The sequence below is a fragment of the Corallococcus macrosporus DSM 14697 genome, assembly GCF_002305895.1.
Taxonomy (GTDB): domain Bacteria; phylum Myxococcota; class Myxococcia; order Myxococcales; family Myxococcaceae; genus Myxococcus; species Myxococcus macrosporus.
In genome coordinates, this window is sequence record NZ_CP022203.1 from 1,138,264 (window position 1) to 1,155,155 (window position 16,892).

General features: G+C 69.2%; 14 protein-coding genes. 6 read left to right on the forward strand and 8 right to left on the reverse strand.

The annotated features are described in order from the left end of the window. Positions 1-14 precede the first annotated feature (14 nt). Complete coding sequence (locus tag MYMAC_RS04860) at positions 15-1,055, reverse strand: polysaccharide lyase family 20 protein (RefSeq protein ID WP_013935891.1); 1,041 nt, start codon at positions 1,053-1,055, stop codon at positions 15-17. Between the two features lie 414 nt (positions 1,056-1,469). On the opposite strand from MYMAC_RS04860, the gene MYMAC_RS04865 reads away from it, so the two are divergent. Beyond that, positions 1,470-4,214: a CHAT domain-containing protein gene (locus tag MYMAC_RS04865; RefSeq protein ID WP_095957233.1), complete on the forward strand. Its 2,745-nt coding sequence runs from the start codon at positions 1,470-1,472 to the stop codon at positions 4,212-4,214. Between the two features lie 28 nt (positions 4,215-4,242). Here the strand turns inward: MYMAC_RS04865 and MYMAC_RS04870 are convergent, their stop codons facing one another. Continuing rightward, positions 4,243-5,250 (reverse strand): cupin-like domain-containing protein, encoded by a 1,008-nt coding sequence (locus tag MYMAC_RS04870; RefSeq protein ID WP_013935889.1) that lies wholly within the window; start codon positions 5,248-5,250, stop codon positions 4,243-4,245. A gap of 162 nt (positions 5,251-5,412) precedes the next feature. Between MYMAC_RS04870 and MYMAC_RS37145 the strand changes: the two genes are divergently transcribed. The 3 genes from MYMAC_RS37145 (at position 5,413) to MYMAC_RS04885 (ending at position 7,680) form a co-directional block, all read left to right on the forward strand. Next, a complete protein-coding gene (locus MYMAC_RS37145) occupies positions 5,413-5,577 on the forward strand; it encodes a hypothetical protein (protein ID WP_170114698.1) in 165 nt (54 codons plus the stop codon). 133 nt (positions 5,578-5,710) lie between these two features. Then, the gene (locus tag MYMAC_RS04880; protein WP_013935886.1) at positions 5,711-6,271 is read left to right on the forward strand and encodes an RNA polymerase sigma factor; all 561 of its coding nucleotides are present in this window, start codon (positions 5,711-5,713) and stop codon (positions 6,269-6,271) included. Continuing rightward, positions 6,268-7,680, forward strand: coding sequence for a zf-HC2 domain-containing protein (locus tag MYMAC_RS04885; protein ID WP_095957234.1), 1,413 nt, complete (start codon positions 6,268-6,270; stop codon positions 7,678-7,680). Before MYMAC_RS04880 ends, MYMAC_RS04885 begins: the two co-directional genes overlap by 4 nt. Before the next feature lie 184 nt (positions 7,681-7,864). On the opposite strand, the gene MYMAC_RS04890 is transcribed toward MYMAC_RS04885, so the two are convergent. The 3 genes from MYMAC_RS04890 to MYMAC_RS04900 form a co-directional block, all read right to left on the reverse strand. Next, the gene (locus tag MYMAC_RS04890; protein ID WP_095957235.1) at positions 7,865-9,034 is read right to left on the reverse strand and encodes an acyl-CoA dehydrogenase family protein; all 1,170 of its coding nucleotides are present in this window, start codon (positions 9,032-9,034) and stop codon (positions 7,865-7,867) included. Positions 9,035-9,427: 393 nt separating this feature from the next. Then, positions 9,428-10,036 carry an imm11 family protein gene (locus MYMAC_RS04895; protein WP_095957236.1) on the reverse strand — a complete coding sequence of 203 codons (609 nt, stop codon included), beginning with the start codon at positions 10,034-10,036 and terminating at the stop codon, positions 9,428-9,430. A gap of 25 nt (positions 10,037-10,061) precedes the next feature. After that, positions 10,062-10,985, reverse strand: a complete 924-nt coding sequence (locus MYMAC_RS04900) for an AHH domain-containing protein (RefSeq protein WP_239989357.1) — start codon at positions 10,983-10,985, stop codon at positions 10,062-10,064. Between the two features lie 144 nt (positions 10,986-11,129). Here MYMAC_RS04900 and MYMAC_RS04905 point away from each other — a divergent pair, with 144 nt between their 5' ends. Continuing rightward, complete coding sequence (locus tag MYMAC_RS04905; RefSeq protein WP_157757449.1) at positions 11,130-11,930, forward strand: Imm49 family immunity protein; 801 nt, start codon at positions 11,130-11,132, stop codon at positions 11,928-11,930. Further along, a complete protein-coding gene (locus tag MYMAC_RS04910) occupies positions 11,930-13,093 on the forward strand; it encodes a hypothetical protein (RefSeq protein ID WP_157757450.1) in 1,164 nt (387 codons plus the stop codon). Before MYMAC_RS04905 ends, MYMAC_RS04910 begins: the two co-directional genes overlap by 1 nt. Positions 13,094-13,217: 124 nt before the next feature. On the opposite strand, the gene gndA is transcribed toward MYMAC_RS04910, so the two are convergent. The 3 genes from gndA to zwf are packed head-to-tail and all read right to left on the reverse strand — an operon-like array spanning position 13,218 to position 16,868. Further along, positions 13,218-14,642, reverse strand: a complete 1,425-nt coding sequence (gene gndA, locus MYMAC_RS04915) for an NADP-dependent phosphogluconate dehydrogenase (protein ID WP_095957239.1) — start codon at positions 14,640-14,642, stop codon at positions 13,218-13,220. Continuing rightward, a complete protein-coding gene (pgl, locus tag MYMAC_RS04920) occupies positions 14,635-15,327 on the reverse strand; it encodes a 6-phosphogluconolactonase (RefSeq protein ID WP_043709225.1) in 693 nt (230 codons plus the stop codon). Before pgl ends, gndA begins: the two co-directional genes overlap by 8 nt. Further along, positions 15,324-16,868: a glucose-6-phosphate dehydrogenase gene (gene zwf, locus MYMAC_RS04925; protein WP_095957240.1), complete on the reverse strand. Its 1,545-nt coding sequence runs from the start codon at positions 16,866-16,868 to the stop codon at positions 15,324-15,326. Before zwf ends, pgl begins: the two co-directional genes overlap by 4 nt. Between the last annotated feature and the right edge of the window lie 24 nt (positions 16,869-16,892).

The window sequence follows — 16,892 nt, forward strand, 5'->3', positions numbered from 1 at the left end:
CGGGCCCCGCCTGCTCAGCGCCGCGCGACGGCGCGAACCCGCGCGGGCTTGCGGCGCCGGGCGAACAGCGCGGCGAAGCAGAGCAGCCCCATGGCGGCGGTGAGGGACACCCCCGCGGTGCCACCGCCCGAGGCATTGCAGCCCTGGGCGCCAGCGCTCATCGGGTCCTCCGGGTTGAGGAGGTCCTCGGGCGAGGTGATGCCCCAGCGGCTCTGCGGCCGTGTGTCGGGCGTCTGGACGATGGGCGCGTCGGGGAGCTCCTCGGATGGCACCTCCTCCGGCGCGGGGAGCGTGGGCTCGGGCTCCGGCGTGGGCTCAGGCACTGGCGCGGGTTCCGGCGCCGGCGGGGGCGGCATCACCGCCTCCAGCGTGGAGGCCATGGTGAAGCCGTCGTGGTACACGCTGGCCTCCGGACGGATGGCGTCGTCGCGGTACAGGCCCAGCTTCAGGTAGTTCAGCTCCTTGCCGAACTGCGTCGCGATGAACGTCTTCGGCACGACGACCTCGTCGTTGTGCCAGAGCTGGACGAAGCCCTTCTTCGCGTCCGACGACCACTTCACCTGCAACACGAAGTCGTGCCAGTCACCGCGGTTGAGCGGCGCCGTCCACAGCACCTGGCCCTTCACGCCGCCCACGCGCAGGTGCATCTCTTCACCGCGCACGTAGAACTCCACCGGAGGAGAGCCGCAGCAGCCCATCTGGTGCCACTGCGCGAAGACCTGCCAGCCGTCGTCGAGCGGGTAGTCCGCGGGGAAGAGGGTGCTCCACTTGTAGTACCAGGTGGAGTCCGCCTGCTCCTGGCTGATGTAGAGCAATTCATTGCGGTTGCCGCTGGCGCCAATGGGGTCATCGCCCTGGCGCACCGTGGCCTTCAACGCATAGCGGCCCTCGCGAACCACGTCCGTCACCACCTGGAGACGGCTGTTGGAGACGCTCTGACTGCGCGTCCACTGCGAGGTATTGCCCGTCTCGAAGTCGCCTTTCCACACCACGTCCGCGGAGGCGAACGCGGGAATCAGAGACACCAGGGCGGCGAGTCGAAGCAGCTGCGTCAAGCGAGGTCCTTTCGTTCCAGGTTGGCGCAGTGGGACACTCAGGCGGACGTGCTACTTCCCGCTCGTGCCCTCTCGCAAAACCCTCGGGCGGACGGGGCCTCGCCGTCCCTGGTGAAGGGCGGACGGGCGTGCGGGCACCCGGCGCCGCGCTGGCTTCCGTCACCCGGCGGGCAGTGATTCCGGAGGGATGCGCGGATGGCCTGCACTCAAGGTTTTCGGCGCAAGCCGTCTCCAGGTCAGGTCGCCTGGTTCACGGCCTGACCACCCGGCGGAGCGTGGGCGGGTGGTAGGGGAGGGGGGCTCGAAAAATCCGGGAGAAATCATCCAGGCCCCCGGAGGTCGGTGGGGAAGGATGGATGGTGTACAACGCGGTAGCTGGGCGGCTGTGACGGGGATGGCGCCCGAGGGGGCAGTATGTTGAAGCCGGCGTACGACAAAGTCCTGGTCCTGGCGCTGGCCACGCCCGTGTTGGTGTTGACCGTCCTGCTTGCCCGTACGCCTTCCAAGGGAAGCGGGGCCCCCGTGTCCGCGCAGTTCTGGGCGGAGCGGCGTGGCGCGTCACGCATCGAGGCCCGGCTCACCCATCCCGAAGCGGACCGCTACCGGCCACGCACCTCGGCGGGCGGCTGCCCGGTCCCCCCCGAGCCCATCCCGCTGCGGGACTTGGCCCGGCTGGAGGAAGCGGGGGATTTGTCCGGAATCGCCGCCGCGTATGCCCTCCAGGGCGAGTGGAACCAGGCGGCCGCCTTCCTGGAGCGCATGCCTTCCTCGCCGGACCGCGACAGTGATCTGGCCGCGGCGTACCTGGCCCGGGGCGCGCATGAGCAGGCCCTGCGCTTGCTGGACGGCGTGCTGAAGGCGCGGCCGAAGCACCCCCAGGCCATGTGGAACCGCGCGCTGGTGCTTCAGTCCATGGGCCTCACCATGAAGGCCGCGGACACCTTCGAGCAGGTGGCGCTGATGGGCGAGCAGGGCTGGAGCCGCGAGGCCAAGGCCAACGCCCGGGAGCAGCGCGACGAGACGCTGGAGCGGGCCCGCAGGTGGAAGGAGGCGCGCGAGGCCACGCTGGCGCTGGTGGACGACCCCCAGGCCCCCCTGCCGCTGGAGGCGGCCCGCAGGGATCCGGGCATCGTCCGGCAGGTCTTCTATGATGCGGTCCGCGCGGCGCCGACGAAGGAGCGCGTCCTGGCCCTGCTGCCCCTGGCGCAGGAGCTGGACCGGGGCCACGGCGGCTCCTCGCTGACGGACTACGTCAAGCGCGTGAGCGGCCGGAACTTCGCGCGCCGCGGCGCCCTGGCGCGCGACTATGCCTCGCTGGTCCGCGGCAAGCTGGCCCAGCCGGACGCGCTGCTGGAGCGGGTGCTGGCGTCGGGGGAGGACGACCTCTTCCTGGGGGCCGCCGTGCACACGCGCGCCACGCGCCGCATGCTGTCCCAGGTGGTGGAGCGCGCGAAGCGCCAGAACGACCCCTGGTTCAACCTCTACGTCGAACGCGAGGAGGCCATCCGCGAGACGGCCGAGGGCCAGTGGTGGAAGGCCGAGCAGCGCTTCTTCAGCGCTCTCCAGCGCTGCCGCGAGGGCGGCCTGTCCGCGCGCTGCGTGGATTTGGAGCTGCGGCTCGGCATCCTCTACGCCGACCTCCAGCGCCTCACCGAGGGGGAGCAACATACCCGCAACGCCTGGGCCTGGGCTCGCCAGCTCCGGGAGTGGGACATGGAGTTCACCGCCCTGGAGGTCCTGGCCGCCATCACCCGCTCGCGCGGGGACTTCGCCAGCTCGCGCGCCTACGTGGAGGAGTGGTCCGCCCGCGGGCGTGGCAACTGCGTCTGGCCCCGGGAGAACCTGGCCCACACGTACTACCTGGACAACCGCATGGACGACGCGCGCCGCGAGGTGGACGCGAACGCCGCCTGCGAGAAGGAGTCGCTCAGCCTGCTCTTCGCCGTCAACCTCGCGGAGCTGTCGCGCACCCGGCCGAAGCCGGGGGACGAGGCGCTGCTGCGCCGGGCCCTCACCTGGGCCAGCCACAGCAACCCCATGCCCAGCGACGCGGTGTATGCCCGCTATGTGGAGGGCCGCTTCCTCCTGGACTCGGACCGGGCGCGGGGGACGGCGCTGCTGAAGCAGACCCTCGCCGAGGCGGAGGCCCTGCCCCGGGGGGACTCGCTGGCGCGCGAGGCCTGGGCGCTGAGCTATTCGTCGCTCGTCACCGACGCGGGCAAGGCGGGCGAGTTCACCCAGGCCCTGGAGCTGATGGCCACGCAGCTCGGCACGCCGGTGCCCCAGCGCTGCGCCCTGGCGGCGGCGGTGCATGGCGAGCGCACGGTGCTGGTGGCCCGGGGCACGCAGGGGCAGGTGGTGGGGCATTACGAGGCGGACCGGCAGGGGCCCTTCATCCGCGCGGACACCTCACGGTGGGTGCCGGAGCGCCTGCGCGCGGTGCTGCGCGGCTGCGAGCGCGTGGACGTGCTGGCCTGGCCGCCCGTCTTCGGCCGCACGGACCTGCTGCCCCCGGAGGTGCCCTGGAGCTTCCGGCTCGGCCGCACGGCCCAGCCGCGCACCACGCCGGCGGCGCGCCGGCTCGTCGTCTCCAGCGTGGACGCGCCCGCGCTGCTCCAACTGCCCAGGCTGCCGCAGTGGCTGCCGTCTCAGGAGGCGGAGCCGGTGCCGCTGCAGGTGCTCTCCGGCTCGGACGCCACGCCCGCGCGGGTGCTGGCGGACATGCGGGACGCCACCGAAATCGAAATCCACGCCCACGGCATCATGGACCCCTCGCTGTCGGATGCGTCGCTGGTGGTGCTGTCGCCAGAGACGAGCGGCCGCTACGCGCTCACCGCGGACGTGGTGCGCCAGCAGAAGCTCACGGGGGCGCCCATGGTCTTCCTTGCGGCGTGCAGCGCCGGGCGCGCGGCGAGCACCACCACCAGCCATGAGCCCTTCAGCCTGCCCGCGGCCTTCATCGACGCGGGCGCGCGCGCGGTGCTGGCGTCCACCGTGGACATCCCGGACGCGGCCGGCCGCTTCTTCGACGGGGTGCGCCGCCGCATCCGCGAGGGCGCCGCGCCCGCGGTGGCTCTGCGCGACGAGCGCCAGCGCTGGCTGGAGCGGGACAGCCGCGCCGGGTGGACCCGGCACGTCATCCTGGTGGAGTCCTATTGAGCCCGGCGCGCGGCGGGTTGCCTGCCGCCTACTGTGGAGTCCTCAGGTGCGTGTTGCCTCCCGGGAGCTGGAAATGATGGAACGTGACGGTGGCGCTCACGTCCAGCGCCCGCACCCAGTGCCACCAGCCCACGGGCAGGAAGAGCAGCTCGCCCGGCTCCACCACGCCCTCCAGGACGGTGGCCTCTCCATACAGCGGGAAGCGCGCCGGGTCCGGGCTGGCCGCGTCCACCGCGCTGAAGGTGCCATGGCGCGGGTAGACGAGGTGGCGCTGGAAGGAGGGCACCAGCCGCACCTGCTTGCGGCCCAGCACCTGGCCCAGCAGCACGTTCATGTTGTCGTGGTGCAGCGGGGTGACGGTGCCCGACGGGCCCAGCAGCAGCGTCGTCATGTCCGGGCGCAGCTCCGGGTCGATGATGCCCGCCGGCGCGCGGATGTCCTCGCGCAGCCGGGCCAGCCCGTCGCGCTTCCAGTTCTCGTTGCGCGGCACCATGTAGAAGTCGTTCGACTCACCGGCCGTCTCCACCCGGTGGACGTAGTCCCGCAGCGCCATCACCTGGCGGTGCTTGTCGGGCTGCGAGGCATGGTCCGGGTTGCCGTCGCGCCCGGTCATCACCTCCACCTCCACGTCCCCGAAGCGCTCCCGGAAGTCCGCGAGCGACCAGCGGCGCATCGCCGGCCAGTCCTCCATGAAGCCTTGCAGCACCACCGGCCGGTGGCCGAAGTAGTAGCGGGAGAAGAACTCCTCCGGGCTCACCCCGCGGCGCTTCTCCAACGTCAGCGCGCCGGACTGGCGGTGCAGCTCCGCGTAGAGGTCCGACAGCGCCTCCAGCCATTCGTAGCGCCGGCCAATCCGCCGCGCCGCCACCACATAGGGGTGGGCCTGCGCCGCGGCGACTTCGCGCTGCGCCAGCGCCGCCTCCACGCCCGCGTTCACCAACACCTGCTGCGCGTCCTCCGCGCTCACGCCCAGGGCGAGGTTTTCCGCCAGCCAGGTGTGCCATTCCATTGCCAGGCGCGAGTCTTCCCTGTTCATTCAGAACTCCGTGAATTCCATGTCGCGAATCACCCCGTCAGATGCGCGGGGTTGGCGCGTGTCATGATAAGGACTGTACGTGTTGTCCGTATCATCCATGTCTAGCTTTCAGACCATCCCCACCAAGAGGTGCGAGCGCTCATGACGCCCGTCGAATCCCTCATGTCCGGTAGCTTGGATTCCGAATCCGGCGAAGCCCACGTGAAGAACACCTACGTCAACTGCGACACGGCCAGCGTCGCCCCGCGCAAGCGGATGCCGCTGCCGCCGCCCGCGGTTCCTCCCCTGGCCGGGCCGGAGCATCCGAGCGCCAGCCAGGCCCGCTGAGCTCCAGGCCCGGGCGGGGTTTTCCACCCTCCCGGGCATTTTTCCGCCCCGGTCCTTCTTTTTCTTCTCAAGGATTGGGCCGCCGCGCGTCTTTGACTGGGAAACGCGCAGGCGCGCATGTGAGTGGGGCTGCATGTCCAACCTCTTCAACCGGGAACGGAGGCGCTTCGAAGCGTTCATCCGTCAGCATCGGCCCAGCCTCCTGGGGCTGGCCCGCCGGTTGTGTGCCCGGTCCAGCCTGGAGCCAGAGGACCTGGTCCAGGAGACCTTCGAGCGGGCGATGCCGGAGTTCGCGCATCTGAAGGACCGGACGGACTCCGCCGCGGCCGCGTGGCTGTGTACGACGATGACCAACCGCTTCCTGGACTACTGCCGCCGTCAGCGGACGGAGTCCCGGGGCATGCCGCACCTGGCGCTGGTCCAGGACCTGGCGGTGTCACCAGAGGAGACCCAGGAGAACTGGGAGTTGGTGAGCACCGACGCCTTCCAGAAGGCCATCGAGCGGCTGAAGCCCCACCTGCGTGACGCCTACCGGCTGCACGCGGAGGGCAAGCGCTACAACGCCATCGCCGAGCATTTCAACGTTCCCGTGGGCACCGTGGGGAGCTGGCTCACCCTGGCCCGCAGGGATTTGAAGGAACTGCTGCTGCCCCAGGTGGCGGTAGCCCGGGAGCAGGGGGCCACGAGCTCATGAACACGCCATGCACCAATCTGCACCTCTTCGTGGACGGAGAGCTGTCCGCTCCCGACGCGGAGACCTTTCGCCAGCACCTGGGCCGTTGCCCTGAGTGCGAGGCAGGCCTGCGGGACTTGCTTCAGTTGGAGCTGCTGGCCTCCCGCGCCCTGGGCACTGCCAACGCCGAGCCCGCACCGGAGCCAGCGCTGCCGGAGAAGGTGACGCCGCTGCGGCCGTGGCTGCAGCGGGTGTCCCGCGCGGTGGTGCCGGTGGCGTTGGCCGCGGGGCTGGCGGCGGTGGGCGTGTTCCACTTCCAGGCGCAGCCGGAGGCCCCTGTCGACGTGTGGCTGGCGGGCGCGGAGGTGCGGGGCCTGGAGGCGCGGCTCAGCCACCCCATGGCGGACCGCTTCCGGCCCTACGAGCCGATGCGCGGCACGTCCAGCGCGGAGAATCCGCTGCCGCTGCGGCCCCTGGCGGACCTGGAGGAGCGGGAGGACTTCCGGGGCATCGCCGCGGCCTACGCGCTGCGCGGGGACTGGCAGCAGGCGGAGTCCTTCCTGGCGCGGGCGCCGGCGTCCGCGGACAAGGACAATGACCGGGCGGTGGTGGCGCTCAGCGGCCAGCGGTGGGAGGAGGCGCTGAACCTGCTGGGCGGCGCGCTGCGCCAGGAGCCGCGGCATGCGCAGGCGCTGTGGAACCGGGGCCTGGCGCTGCGGGGCCTGGGGCTGCTGAAGCAGGCCGAGGCGTCGTTCCGTGACGTCGCGGCGCTGCCGGGCCAGGAGGCGGGATGGAAGGCGGGCGCGGAGAAGCGCGCGGAGGAGCTGCGCGCGCTGCGTGAGGCGGAGGACGCCCGGTGGCGGCGTCAGGTCCGGGAGACGTGGACGCAGCTCACCGGGAAGCCGGTGGATGCGGCGTACCTGGTACAGCAGCAGCCGGCGGTGACGCGCGCGGCGCTCTATGAGGCGGTGCGCACGGCGGCCTCGATGGATGCGGCGACCGCGCTGCTGCCGCTGGCGGCGGCGTTGGACCGGCTGGGTGAAGGCACGGTGCTCCAGGACTACGTGCGGGATGTGGCGGCGCGGGACTTCCGGGTGCGCGCGCCGCTGGCGGCGGAGTACGCGCGGCTGGTGCAGGGCGAGGTCGTGGCGGGTCTGCTGGAGCGGCTGCGGGTCTCCCAGGAGACGGACCTGTACGTCGGCGCGCTGCTCCACACCGGGGAGGCGGCGCGGGACGCCGAGGCGCTCAAGGCGGTGCAGCGTTACGCCCACGGCTCGAGGGACCCCTGGCTCAACCTGCTGGCCGAGCGCGAGCGGGCCCGGAGCGAGGAGGCGTCCGGCCGCGCGGCCAACGCCGAGCAGCTCCTGCTGGCCACGCTCCGCACGTGTGGTGCGTACAACAAGCTCTTCCCGTGCGCGGAAATCAACTGAGCCCACGCTTCAGGTGAAGACGCGCGGAGGCCGGCCTGTGACAGGGTCGGCCTCTTGCTTTTGAGGGCGCCGTGCAGGCGCGTGTCCAGCACCGTGCGGACGCGGGACTCGTGGCGGACGGCCCTGGCGCGGCGTGGCAGACGCCGCGCGGAGCTGCGCGCCACGCGGACGTAGCTTCGCGTCGTCAGGCCTCGAAGAGGACGGGGAAGCCCAGGAGGGCGCTGCCTTCCTGGGTGAACCAGCCCTCCGCCACGGCCGCGTGTTGGGTGAGGGTGTGGATGTCGCGGAAGCGGCGCTGGAGTGAGGCGCCGTCGCGCACCGACGTCGCGCCGCCCGCGTGGTAGCAGGCCGTCACCACCTCGGCGGCCGTCTCCACGGCCCAGGTCAGGGTGGAGGACACCTGGGGCGCGAGGCTGAAGGCGCGCATGGGAGACTCCTGGCAGGCCTCCCAGAACACCTCGCCCATGCGGCGGAGGGCGTCATGGGCGGCGCGGGCGCCTGTCTCTGCGCGGCCCAGGCGATTGCGGAACACGGGTGAGTCTACGAGTGACGTGCGCGCGTACAGCCGCCGCTTGCCCGAGCGGGCGATGGCGAGCAGGTCATCCACCGCGCCCTGCGCGATGCCCACCGCCACCGCGCCGATGTGCATGGCGTAGTGGAGCACTGGCACCACGAAGTTGGGGCCCGTGACGCAGGGCTGGCCGGTGAAGATGTCGAAGGTGCGCTTCTGGGGGACGAAGGCGTCGATGGCAATGTCGTGGCTGCCGGTGCCGCGCAGGCCGAGCACGTCCCAGTGCTCGATGATGCGGACCTCGCTGGCGGGGAGCAGCATGGCGCGTGTTTCGGGCAGGCCCTCGGCGGGGCCTGGGCGGGGCTTTCCGTCCGGGCCGAGCACGACGCAGTTGCCGAACAGCCATTCACTCTGGCGGCAGCCGGTGGCGAAGTTCCAGTGGCCGGTGACGCGGTAACCGCCGTCCACCTGCACGGCCTGGCCCTGGGCATTGAAGGCGCCACCGCCGGTGGCGTTCGGCCCCGGGGCGTAGATGGCGTCGAACTCCTCGCGGGGGAGGAGGGCGAAGAGCTGAGGGCTCTCCGATGCAATCATCATCGTCCAGGCGGTGGAGGCGTCCGCGCGGGCCAGCTCGGAGAGGACGTCCAGGCCCGTGACGAGGTCCAGCTCCAGGCCGCCGTGACTGCGGGGGACGAGCATCCGGTAGACGCCGATGTCCTTCAGTGTGGCGATGAGGTCCAGGGGGAGCTGCCGTGCCTGTTCAATCTCCCCACTGCGAGCGGAGAGGGCAGGGGCCAACTCACGTACCGCATGCAGCAGCTTCGCTCCGGCATCCAGCGTCATGGTCGATGCTCCGGAAAGAGAGCCTCAACGATGCCTGATGTTCGGTGTTTGTGAAAGATGCGGCGCGCTATGAATCTTCAGCGGTGGGCAGCCATTGCATCAATCTGGCTGGGTGTCTGTTGACTTCGCCGGCACCCGGTCGAGCAGGAAATTGGTTGGGCGCGGGTTGAGCGTGCGCAATGCTTGGAGCATGACTTCACTCATCAGGCCCGAGTACGCGTGTTCGCGCATCTGGAAGAGATGGGGTACATGCTCAAGCTTGGCTGGGTCGAGGACAGGATCCTGGGCGTGGATGACCTTGTCTTTGAAATACCCGATGTCCGGTGTGTCCAGGTTGAGGCAATCGACGGTCCCTGTGAGATTGATTCGGAGGCGCCTCTGGATGGATGGACCTCATGCGACAGGTGGGGCACCCGAAGGCTGCGAGGGGACTTGAGCCAGTTGGTCGAGAACGAAGTTGGTCGGGCGTGGGTCGAGCGCGCGCAGTGCTTGAAACATGACTTCGCTGAAAAGATATGAATAGGAGTGTTCGCGCACCCTGAAGAGGTGAGGAGCGGTTTTGAGCTTGGCAGGGTCCAATACAGGGTTGTCGACACTTACGATCTTGTCGTTGTGATATTCGATTTCCGACGCCTCTAAGTTGAGGCAGTCCACGGTTCCGATTGGATTGATGATGAAGTGGTCCGTGGATGCAACGCGTTTTTTGTGGTTGTAGATGGCGACTGGCAGGTACTCCACGGGACCTTGGTTGACGCGCTCGAAGACTTCCTTGACCCGTTTACTGACGATGAGCATGCTGCGAGCATTTTCAATCAGGTCAGAGATCTGCATTCCCTGATACCGATCGGTCATGTAGACACGGGCATCAGTAGGGTAATCGGCTCCAATCGGTTCTCCATGGCCAATCTTGTAGCTCAGGAGGCCGAGTCCCTCAGGGTGTTTGTCAATGAAGCAGTAATCTAAGTTCTTACGTGGCCTGAGTAGGATGAGATAGTAGTGCATTGGGGACTCCTTGAGGAGGGGCTGTTTATAGGTCTGACTGAATTGCTTTGTTCGCTTTTTTGTCTAGAGACGGGCCCGCTCCCTCGGGGCGACCCCATGAGAGGATGATTTCAAGGAGTTTCGTTGAGAGCCTCTCCAGGCGAGCCTTGTCGAGCTCTACGTCTGGAATTTCGTGTTCCTCTCGGTCTGCCGCCTGGACGCAGATCTTTTTGTAGTCGTCGACGATAGAGCTCAACCCATCAGTCATTTCGCTCACCAGAAGATTGTAGATGGGGTGGTTCGTGCATGACGCCGGCAGCGACTTCGTATCGTCGTCCTTCAGTTGGATATGACGTGGTAGGTTGAGCAGCGCAGCGACCTCGCGATCCTGCGGAATCATCAACATGTTCTTCTTGTGATTGATGTTGTATTTCGCCTTGAGCAGTGCCTTCTGGATCATGTTGCTGACCTTGGCTTCTTGCTCTTGGATGACCGAGTCCAGCGTGCCCTTCGGAATCAGGTGGTGGGCGTTGTTCCAGTACGGCCAGGTGTCCTGAGTAAAGTTGTAGCCCGCCGGAATACGGACCTTGCCCTTGGCGAAGGTCTTGCGCTTGATGGCGCGCCGAGGCCCTCCGATGTCCCAGTCGCCCGGCTCCGGGATGTCCAGGTGGGCGCAGTAGCGGTCGGGTGTCATGCCGCCCTTGTTCGCCCGGTAGGCCGAGGTTTGGAGGCGCCGCTCCGGCGGGTGCTCGTTGTAGCGGTGCAGCCGCTCCTTGATTTCCCCGTGCGTGTCCGCCTGCTCATAGGCCTGATACCGGTAATTGCAGGAAACCTTGTTCTTGAAGTCGGAGAAGTCGCCCGTGTGGCCGGTGAGGCAAGCGCCACCCTCGGTCGTGTTCTTCACGATGAGGTGGAGGTCGTTGAGCTCCGCGTCCCCGAAATGCCCCGTGTCCTTCTTCTTCTTCGACATGGCCTGGTCCCGAGCTGAAGGGTGCCTGCGCCATCGAGTGTCCCGGACGCATCCGGGAGGGTCAAGGGGATGAGGCCAATGCCAGAGACGCATGACGGACCCTGGCGTAGAATGGTCATCAGGCCACTCACCTTCGCTGACGACATGAAGCCGAACTTCCTCCCCATCGCCATCAAGAACTCAGGCACCGCGCTGGAGGAACTGCTTCCGCGCGTCATCGCCGCGCCTCCCGCGCTGCAGAACTACGCGTACATCTGCCTGCTGCACCGGCGCATCGCGACGGGCTCGCTCCTGGCCACCAGCGACCCGGCGCCGTTCTACGCATACCTGTTCAAGAGCGCTCGCGCCTTCCTGCACTTCCTCACGACCGCGCCCGATGGAGAGAAGCTCACCTCGAAGGCCGAGCCCTTCTTCGACGCCGTCGCCTGCCGGGACGATGAGGCCGCGCGGGCCATGGCCACGCTGTGCCCACGCAAGCCCGACACCACGCGCGAATACGAAGAGGACTTCTTCGCCGTGTGGCTGCCCATGGCGTTCTTCTTCGGCAACGTCCCGCGCGAGGAGCTGCTGCCAGACCTGGAGCTCTTCGCCAAGCTGACCGAGGAGAACCCCGACCCGCATCTCGACGTCTGCTGGGGACTCATCGACAAGGACCAGAAGCGGTTCGACGAGGGCCTCGAAGCGCTCATTGAACAGAAGCGCAAGGCCCACGACAAGGCGCGCCGGGAGGAGACGCAGAATCCCGACGAGGCCGCCACCACCGCGCACGTCTCCACCGAGATTCTGGCCTACATCGAGCTGGCCCAGCGTGCCGGACTCACCGTGGCGCCGGACCATCCGCTGGCGCCCGGCGTCGCGCGGAGGTTCCACCTGCGCAAGCTGCCCGACCCGGACAGTTGGCGTGTCCCTGAGCCCTTCAGCTCCTTCAAGAAGCCGAAGCGCTGATGCCTCCAGCAACGGGAATCGTCATCAGTGGTCTGGGCATGGTGTCCAGTCTGGGTTTCGACGTGGTCACGAACTGCGCCGCGCAGCGCGCCGGCCTGACGTGGCGCCATCCTCTGACGCAGGCTGTTGCCTATGACGAAGCCGAACTCGAGGCGCCCGTCTCGGGAGCGCCCATCGAGGGCTTCACGAATGGCTTCATCCAGTCGGGCACCTGGGTCCGCATGGCCGTCACGGCCCTGGAGGACCTGGTGGACTACGGCCAGTTGCCGGGCCGTGAGGACGCGCGCTTCTGGCAGACGACGGGCGTCGCCTGGGTCCTGCCTCCGCTCCTGTTCGAGCGCTTCTTCTGGCCGGAACCCGAGGTCCCCGCCTTGCTGGAGACCTACTGCGCGGACCTGCTCGCGCGCCTGACGCAACTCCCGCTCCAGATGATTCCAGGTGGCTTCATCCCCGGCGGGCCCCATGGCGTGGCGACGGCGGTGCAGCGGGCCGAAGCGCTCTTCACGCGCGGCCGCATGGAGCGCGTCCTCATCCTGGGCACCGATTCCTGGTTGGACCGCCCCAGCATCAACCTCCTCGTCCGCGAAGGGCGGCTCAAGACGTCCGAGCGCCCCGTGGGCCTGTGCCCCAGCGAGTCCGCGGCCTGTGTGCTGGTGGAGCGGGCCTCGCTCGCGGAGCAGCGGGGGGCTCGGGCTGAGTCACGCATCCTGGCCGCCGCGGTCCAGGACGCACCCGAAGCGCCTTCAGCCGAAGCTGAGGAGGCGCCTGTCCTCTCCCGAAGTCAGTGGGCCCCCACGTGGGGCCGCCAGCTCGCCTCAAGCATTCAGCGAACGCTGGAGGCCGCCGGAGTCCGCGAGCCGTTCCGGGGAGACATCCTCGTGGACCTCAACGGCGAGGAATGGAGGGCGCGTGTCTGGGGCCATGCTCAGCAGCTCCTCCAGGAACAGGTCGACTTCTCAGGGAGCCGGCTGGTGATTCCCGCCATCGCGTTCGGGGACGTCGGCGCGGCGAGCGGCGTGGTCTCGCTCTGCGTCGCCACGCGCTCCTACGTGCGGGGATATGCGTTGGCGAGCCGGACGCTCATCTGCTCGGTCTCCGATGATGGCGGCACCGGCGCGGTGCTGACCGAGGCCCTTCCGCGGAAGCCATCCCAGGCGCCCTGACGAGCGCGCCTGGGAGATACCGGGCCCTGAGATGCCGTCCCGAGCGCCTTGATGCGCGCTCGGGAGGTCAGCGTCGGCAATCCCAGACGCGCTGACGCGCGCCCGGGAAGCACGGGGCCTTTGACTACTTGCCCCACTCCGTGTGGACGAAGCCCGCCTCGGGCCGGTCCTTGCGCTGATACGTGTGCGCGCCAAAGGCGTCACGCTGCGCCTGGGTGAGGTTCTGCGGCAGCTCCGCGGTGCGGTAGCTGTCCAGGTACGCCAGCGAGGCGCTGAACACCGGCACGGGGATGCCCACGCGCGTGGCCACGCCCACCACCTGCCGCCACGCGGGCGCCATGCGCTCCAGCACGGGGGCGAAGGCGTCGGACACGACCAGGTTGGGCAGCGCCGGCTGCTGCTGGAAGGCCTCGCGCAGCGGCGTGAGCAGCTTCGCGCGGATGATGCAGCCCCCCCGCCAGATGCGCGCCAGCTCCGCCAGGTGGATGTTCCACTGATACTCCTGGGACGCCGCCTGGATGAGCCGCATGCCCTGCGCGTACGTCACCACGCGCGCCGCGTAGAGCGCGTCATGCGTCCAGGCCGCGAGCTGCGCCTGCTCGTCCTTGCTGAGCTGCACCGCCGGGCCCTTCAGCTTCGGCGCGGCGGCCACGCGTTCATCCTTCATGGACGACAGGATGCGCGCGTCCAGCGACGCGGCGATGGAGGGAATCGGGACGGCCAGGTCCAACGCCACCTGCACCGTCCACTTGCCCGTGCCCTTCTGGCCCGCCTTGTCCAACACCAGGTCCACCAGCGGCCGGCCCGTCTCCGGATCCTTCTGCCGCAGCACCTTGATGGTCGTCTCAAGCAGGAACGAGCCGGCGATGCCGTGGTCCCACTGGGACAGCAGGTCCGCCAGCGCGTCCGCCTCCAGCCCGAGCCCGCGGCGCAGCACGTCGTACGTCTCCGCGAGGAGCTGCATGTCCGCGTACTCGATGCCGTTGTGCACCATCTTCACGAAGTGCCCGGCGCCGTCCTGCCCCACGTAGGTGACGCAGGGGCCCAGGTCCGTCGTCGCCGCGATGGCCTCGAACACCGGCCGCACCAGCTCGTACGCCGCGGGGGCGCCGCCTGGCATGATGGAGGGGCCGTTGCGCGCGCCCTCCTCACCGCCGGACACACCGACGCCCAGGAAGTGGATGCCCCTGGCCTTGCACTGCTCCTCGCGGCGGCGCGTGTCCAGGAACCACGAGTTGCCGGCGTCCATGATGACGTCGCCTTCGGCCAGCAGCGGCAGCAGGCGCTCCACCATGGAGTCCACCGCCGCGCCCGCCGTCACCATCAGCAGCACCCGGCGCGGACGCTCCAGTCGCTGGACGAAGGCCTCCAGCGACGGCGTGCCCCAGATTTCGGGGTGGCCGTGCTTGCGGTGCATCTCGTCGATGCGCTCCGAGTGCCGGTCCCACACCGCCACCCGGAAGCCGTGGTCCGCGATGTTGAGGGCGAGGCTCGCCCCCATGACGCCCATACCCGCCACGCCAAACTGCGCGCCCGCTGCCTCACTCATCGTTGATTCCTCCTGGAAGGTTCGCGACAGGGAGCCCCAACATCCACTCCGAATTCGTCACCCGGGCAATGGGGAGGCGCTCATCCCCCGCCAGCGCCCGGCGCACCGTGTCCCGCTTGCCCGCCCCCGACACCAGGGTCAGCACGTGCCGCGCGGACCGCAACACCGGCAGCGTCAACGTCATCCGCCAGGGCGGCGGCTTGGGCCCCACCACCGCCAGGACGCGCTGCTCGGCCTCGTCCAGCGCGGGGTGGCCCGGGAAGAGGCTGGCCGTGTGCCCGTCCTCTCCCATGCCCAACAGCACCACATCCAGCACCGGGGGCAGCTTCGCCGCGTAGTCCCTCGCGGCGGCGTCCCGGTCCTCACGCTCGCCCTCCATCCGGAACACATGCGAGGGCGGCAGCCGCAGGGGACGCAGCAGCGTGTCCTCCACCAGCCGGTAGTTGCTGTCCGCGTGGTCGGGCGGCACGAAGCGCTCGTCCACGAAGTAGATGTCCACCCGCTCCCAGGGGAGCACCTGCGCCGCCAGCGCCCGGTACGCGGGGCCCGGCGTGCTTCCGCCGGACAAGGCCAGGCTGGCCCGAGGCCGGGTGGCGAGCGTGTCCTGGAGCGCGCGCGCCAGCCACAGCGCGGCCTCGCGGGGCAGGGACTCGGTGGGCACGACGTGCGTGCGCGGGGTGCTCACAGGCCGGTCCACCGGCGGCCATCCCGGGCCAGCAGCGCGGCGGCGGCATCCGGACCCGCGCTGCCCGGCTTGTAGGGGTGCGCGGGGCCGCCCTCGCCGGACTCCAGGGCCTGGAGGATGGGCGTCACGTAGGTCCACGCCTGCTCCACGCTGTCCTGCCGCGCGTAGAGCGTGGCGTTGCCGCGCATGCAGTCCAGCAGCAGGCGCTCGTAGGCCTCGGGCACGGGGCGCTGGAAGGTCTCCTGGTAGTTGAAGTCCATGGTGACGCCCGCGATGTTGACGTCCTCGCCGGGGACCTTGGACTCGAAGGAGAGGGCGATGCCTTCCTGGGGCTGGATGCGCAGCGTGAGCACGTTGGGCTGCAGCCGCTGACAGGTGGCGCCCTCACCGGAGAAGAGGCTGATGGGCACCGACTTGAAGTGGATGGACACCTCCGTCACGCGCCGCTTCAGGTTCTTCCCCGCGCGCAGATAGAAGGGCACGCCCGCCCAGCGCCAGTTGTCGATGTTCATCTTCATGGCGACGTAGGTCGGCGTGCGCGAGCCCTCCTTCACGCCCTTCGCCTGGAGGTAGCCCTCGTACTGGCCCACCACCACCGCCCGGGACACCTCGCGGCCCTCCAGCGGGCGCAGCGCGCGGAAGACCTTGTTCTTCTCGTCGCGGATGTCCTCGGCGCCGAAGGACACCGGGGGCTCCATGGCGCACAGCGCGAGCACCTGGAGCAGGTGGTTCTGCACCATGTCCCGGATGACGCCCGTCTCGTCGTAGAAGCCGGCGCGGCCCTCCACGGCCAGCGTCTCCGCCGCGGTGATTTCCACGTGGTCGATGTGCTGCCGGTTCCACAGCGGCTCGAAGATGGCGTTGGCGAAGCGGAAGACGAGGATGTTCTGGACCGTCTCCTTGCCCAGGTAGTGGTCGATGCGAAATATCTGCCGCTCATCCAGCACCGAGGCCAGCTCGCGGTTGAGCGCGCGGGCGCTCTCCAGGTCGCGGCCGAAGGGCTTCTCGATGATGAGCCGCTGCCACGGCTTCTGGTCGGCCTGCTCCTGGCGCTTCAGCAGGCCCGAGTCCGCCAGGCCATGCAGGATTTGGGGGAAGGTGGAGGCGGGCGTGGCCAGGTAATAGAACTGGTTGCCCTGCGTGCCGAGCTTCTGGGCCACCCGGTCCAGCTCCTCGCGCAGGCGCGCGAAGGACTTCGGGTCGTCATAGCCGCCGGAGATGAGCTCCAGTCGCGGGGCGAAGTCCTTCCAGATGGCCTCGTCCAGGGGCTGGGTGCGGGCGAACTTCTGGAGGGATGCCTTCACCTGCTGGCGGAAGGCCTCGGTGTCGCCCTCGGAGCGGCTGAAGGCGACGACGGCGAAGCTCTCCGGCAGCAGGTGGTCGCGGGCCAGCTCGAAGAGGGCCGGGAACAGCTTGCGCTGGGCCAGGTCGCCGGTGGCGCCGAACAGCACCAGCGCGCACGGGTCGGGCCGCCGGGCACGAAGCAGCGGGTCTCCTTCACGGGGATGGGTCTCGATGTGCAGGCCCTGATGCGCGTCCATTCCGCTGCCTCCCTCCGGGTTGGG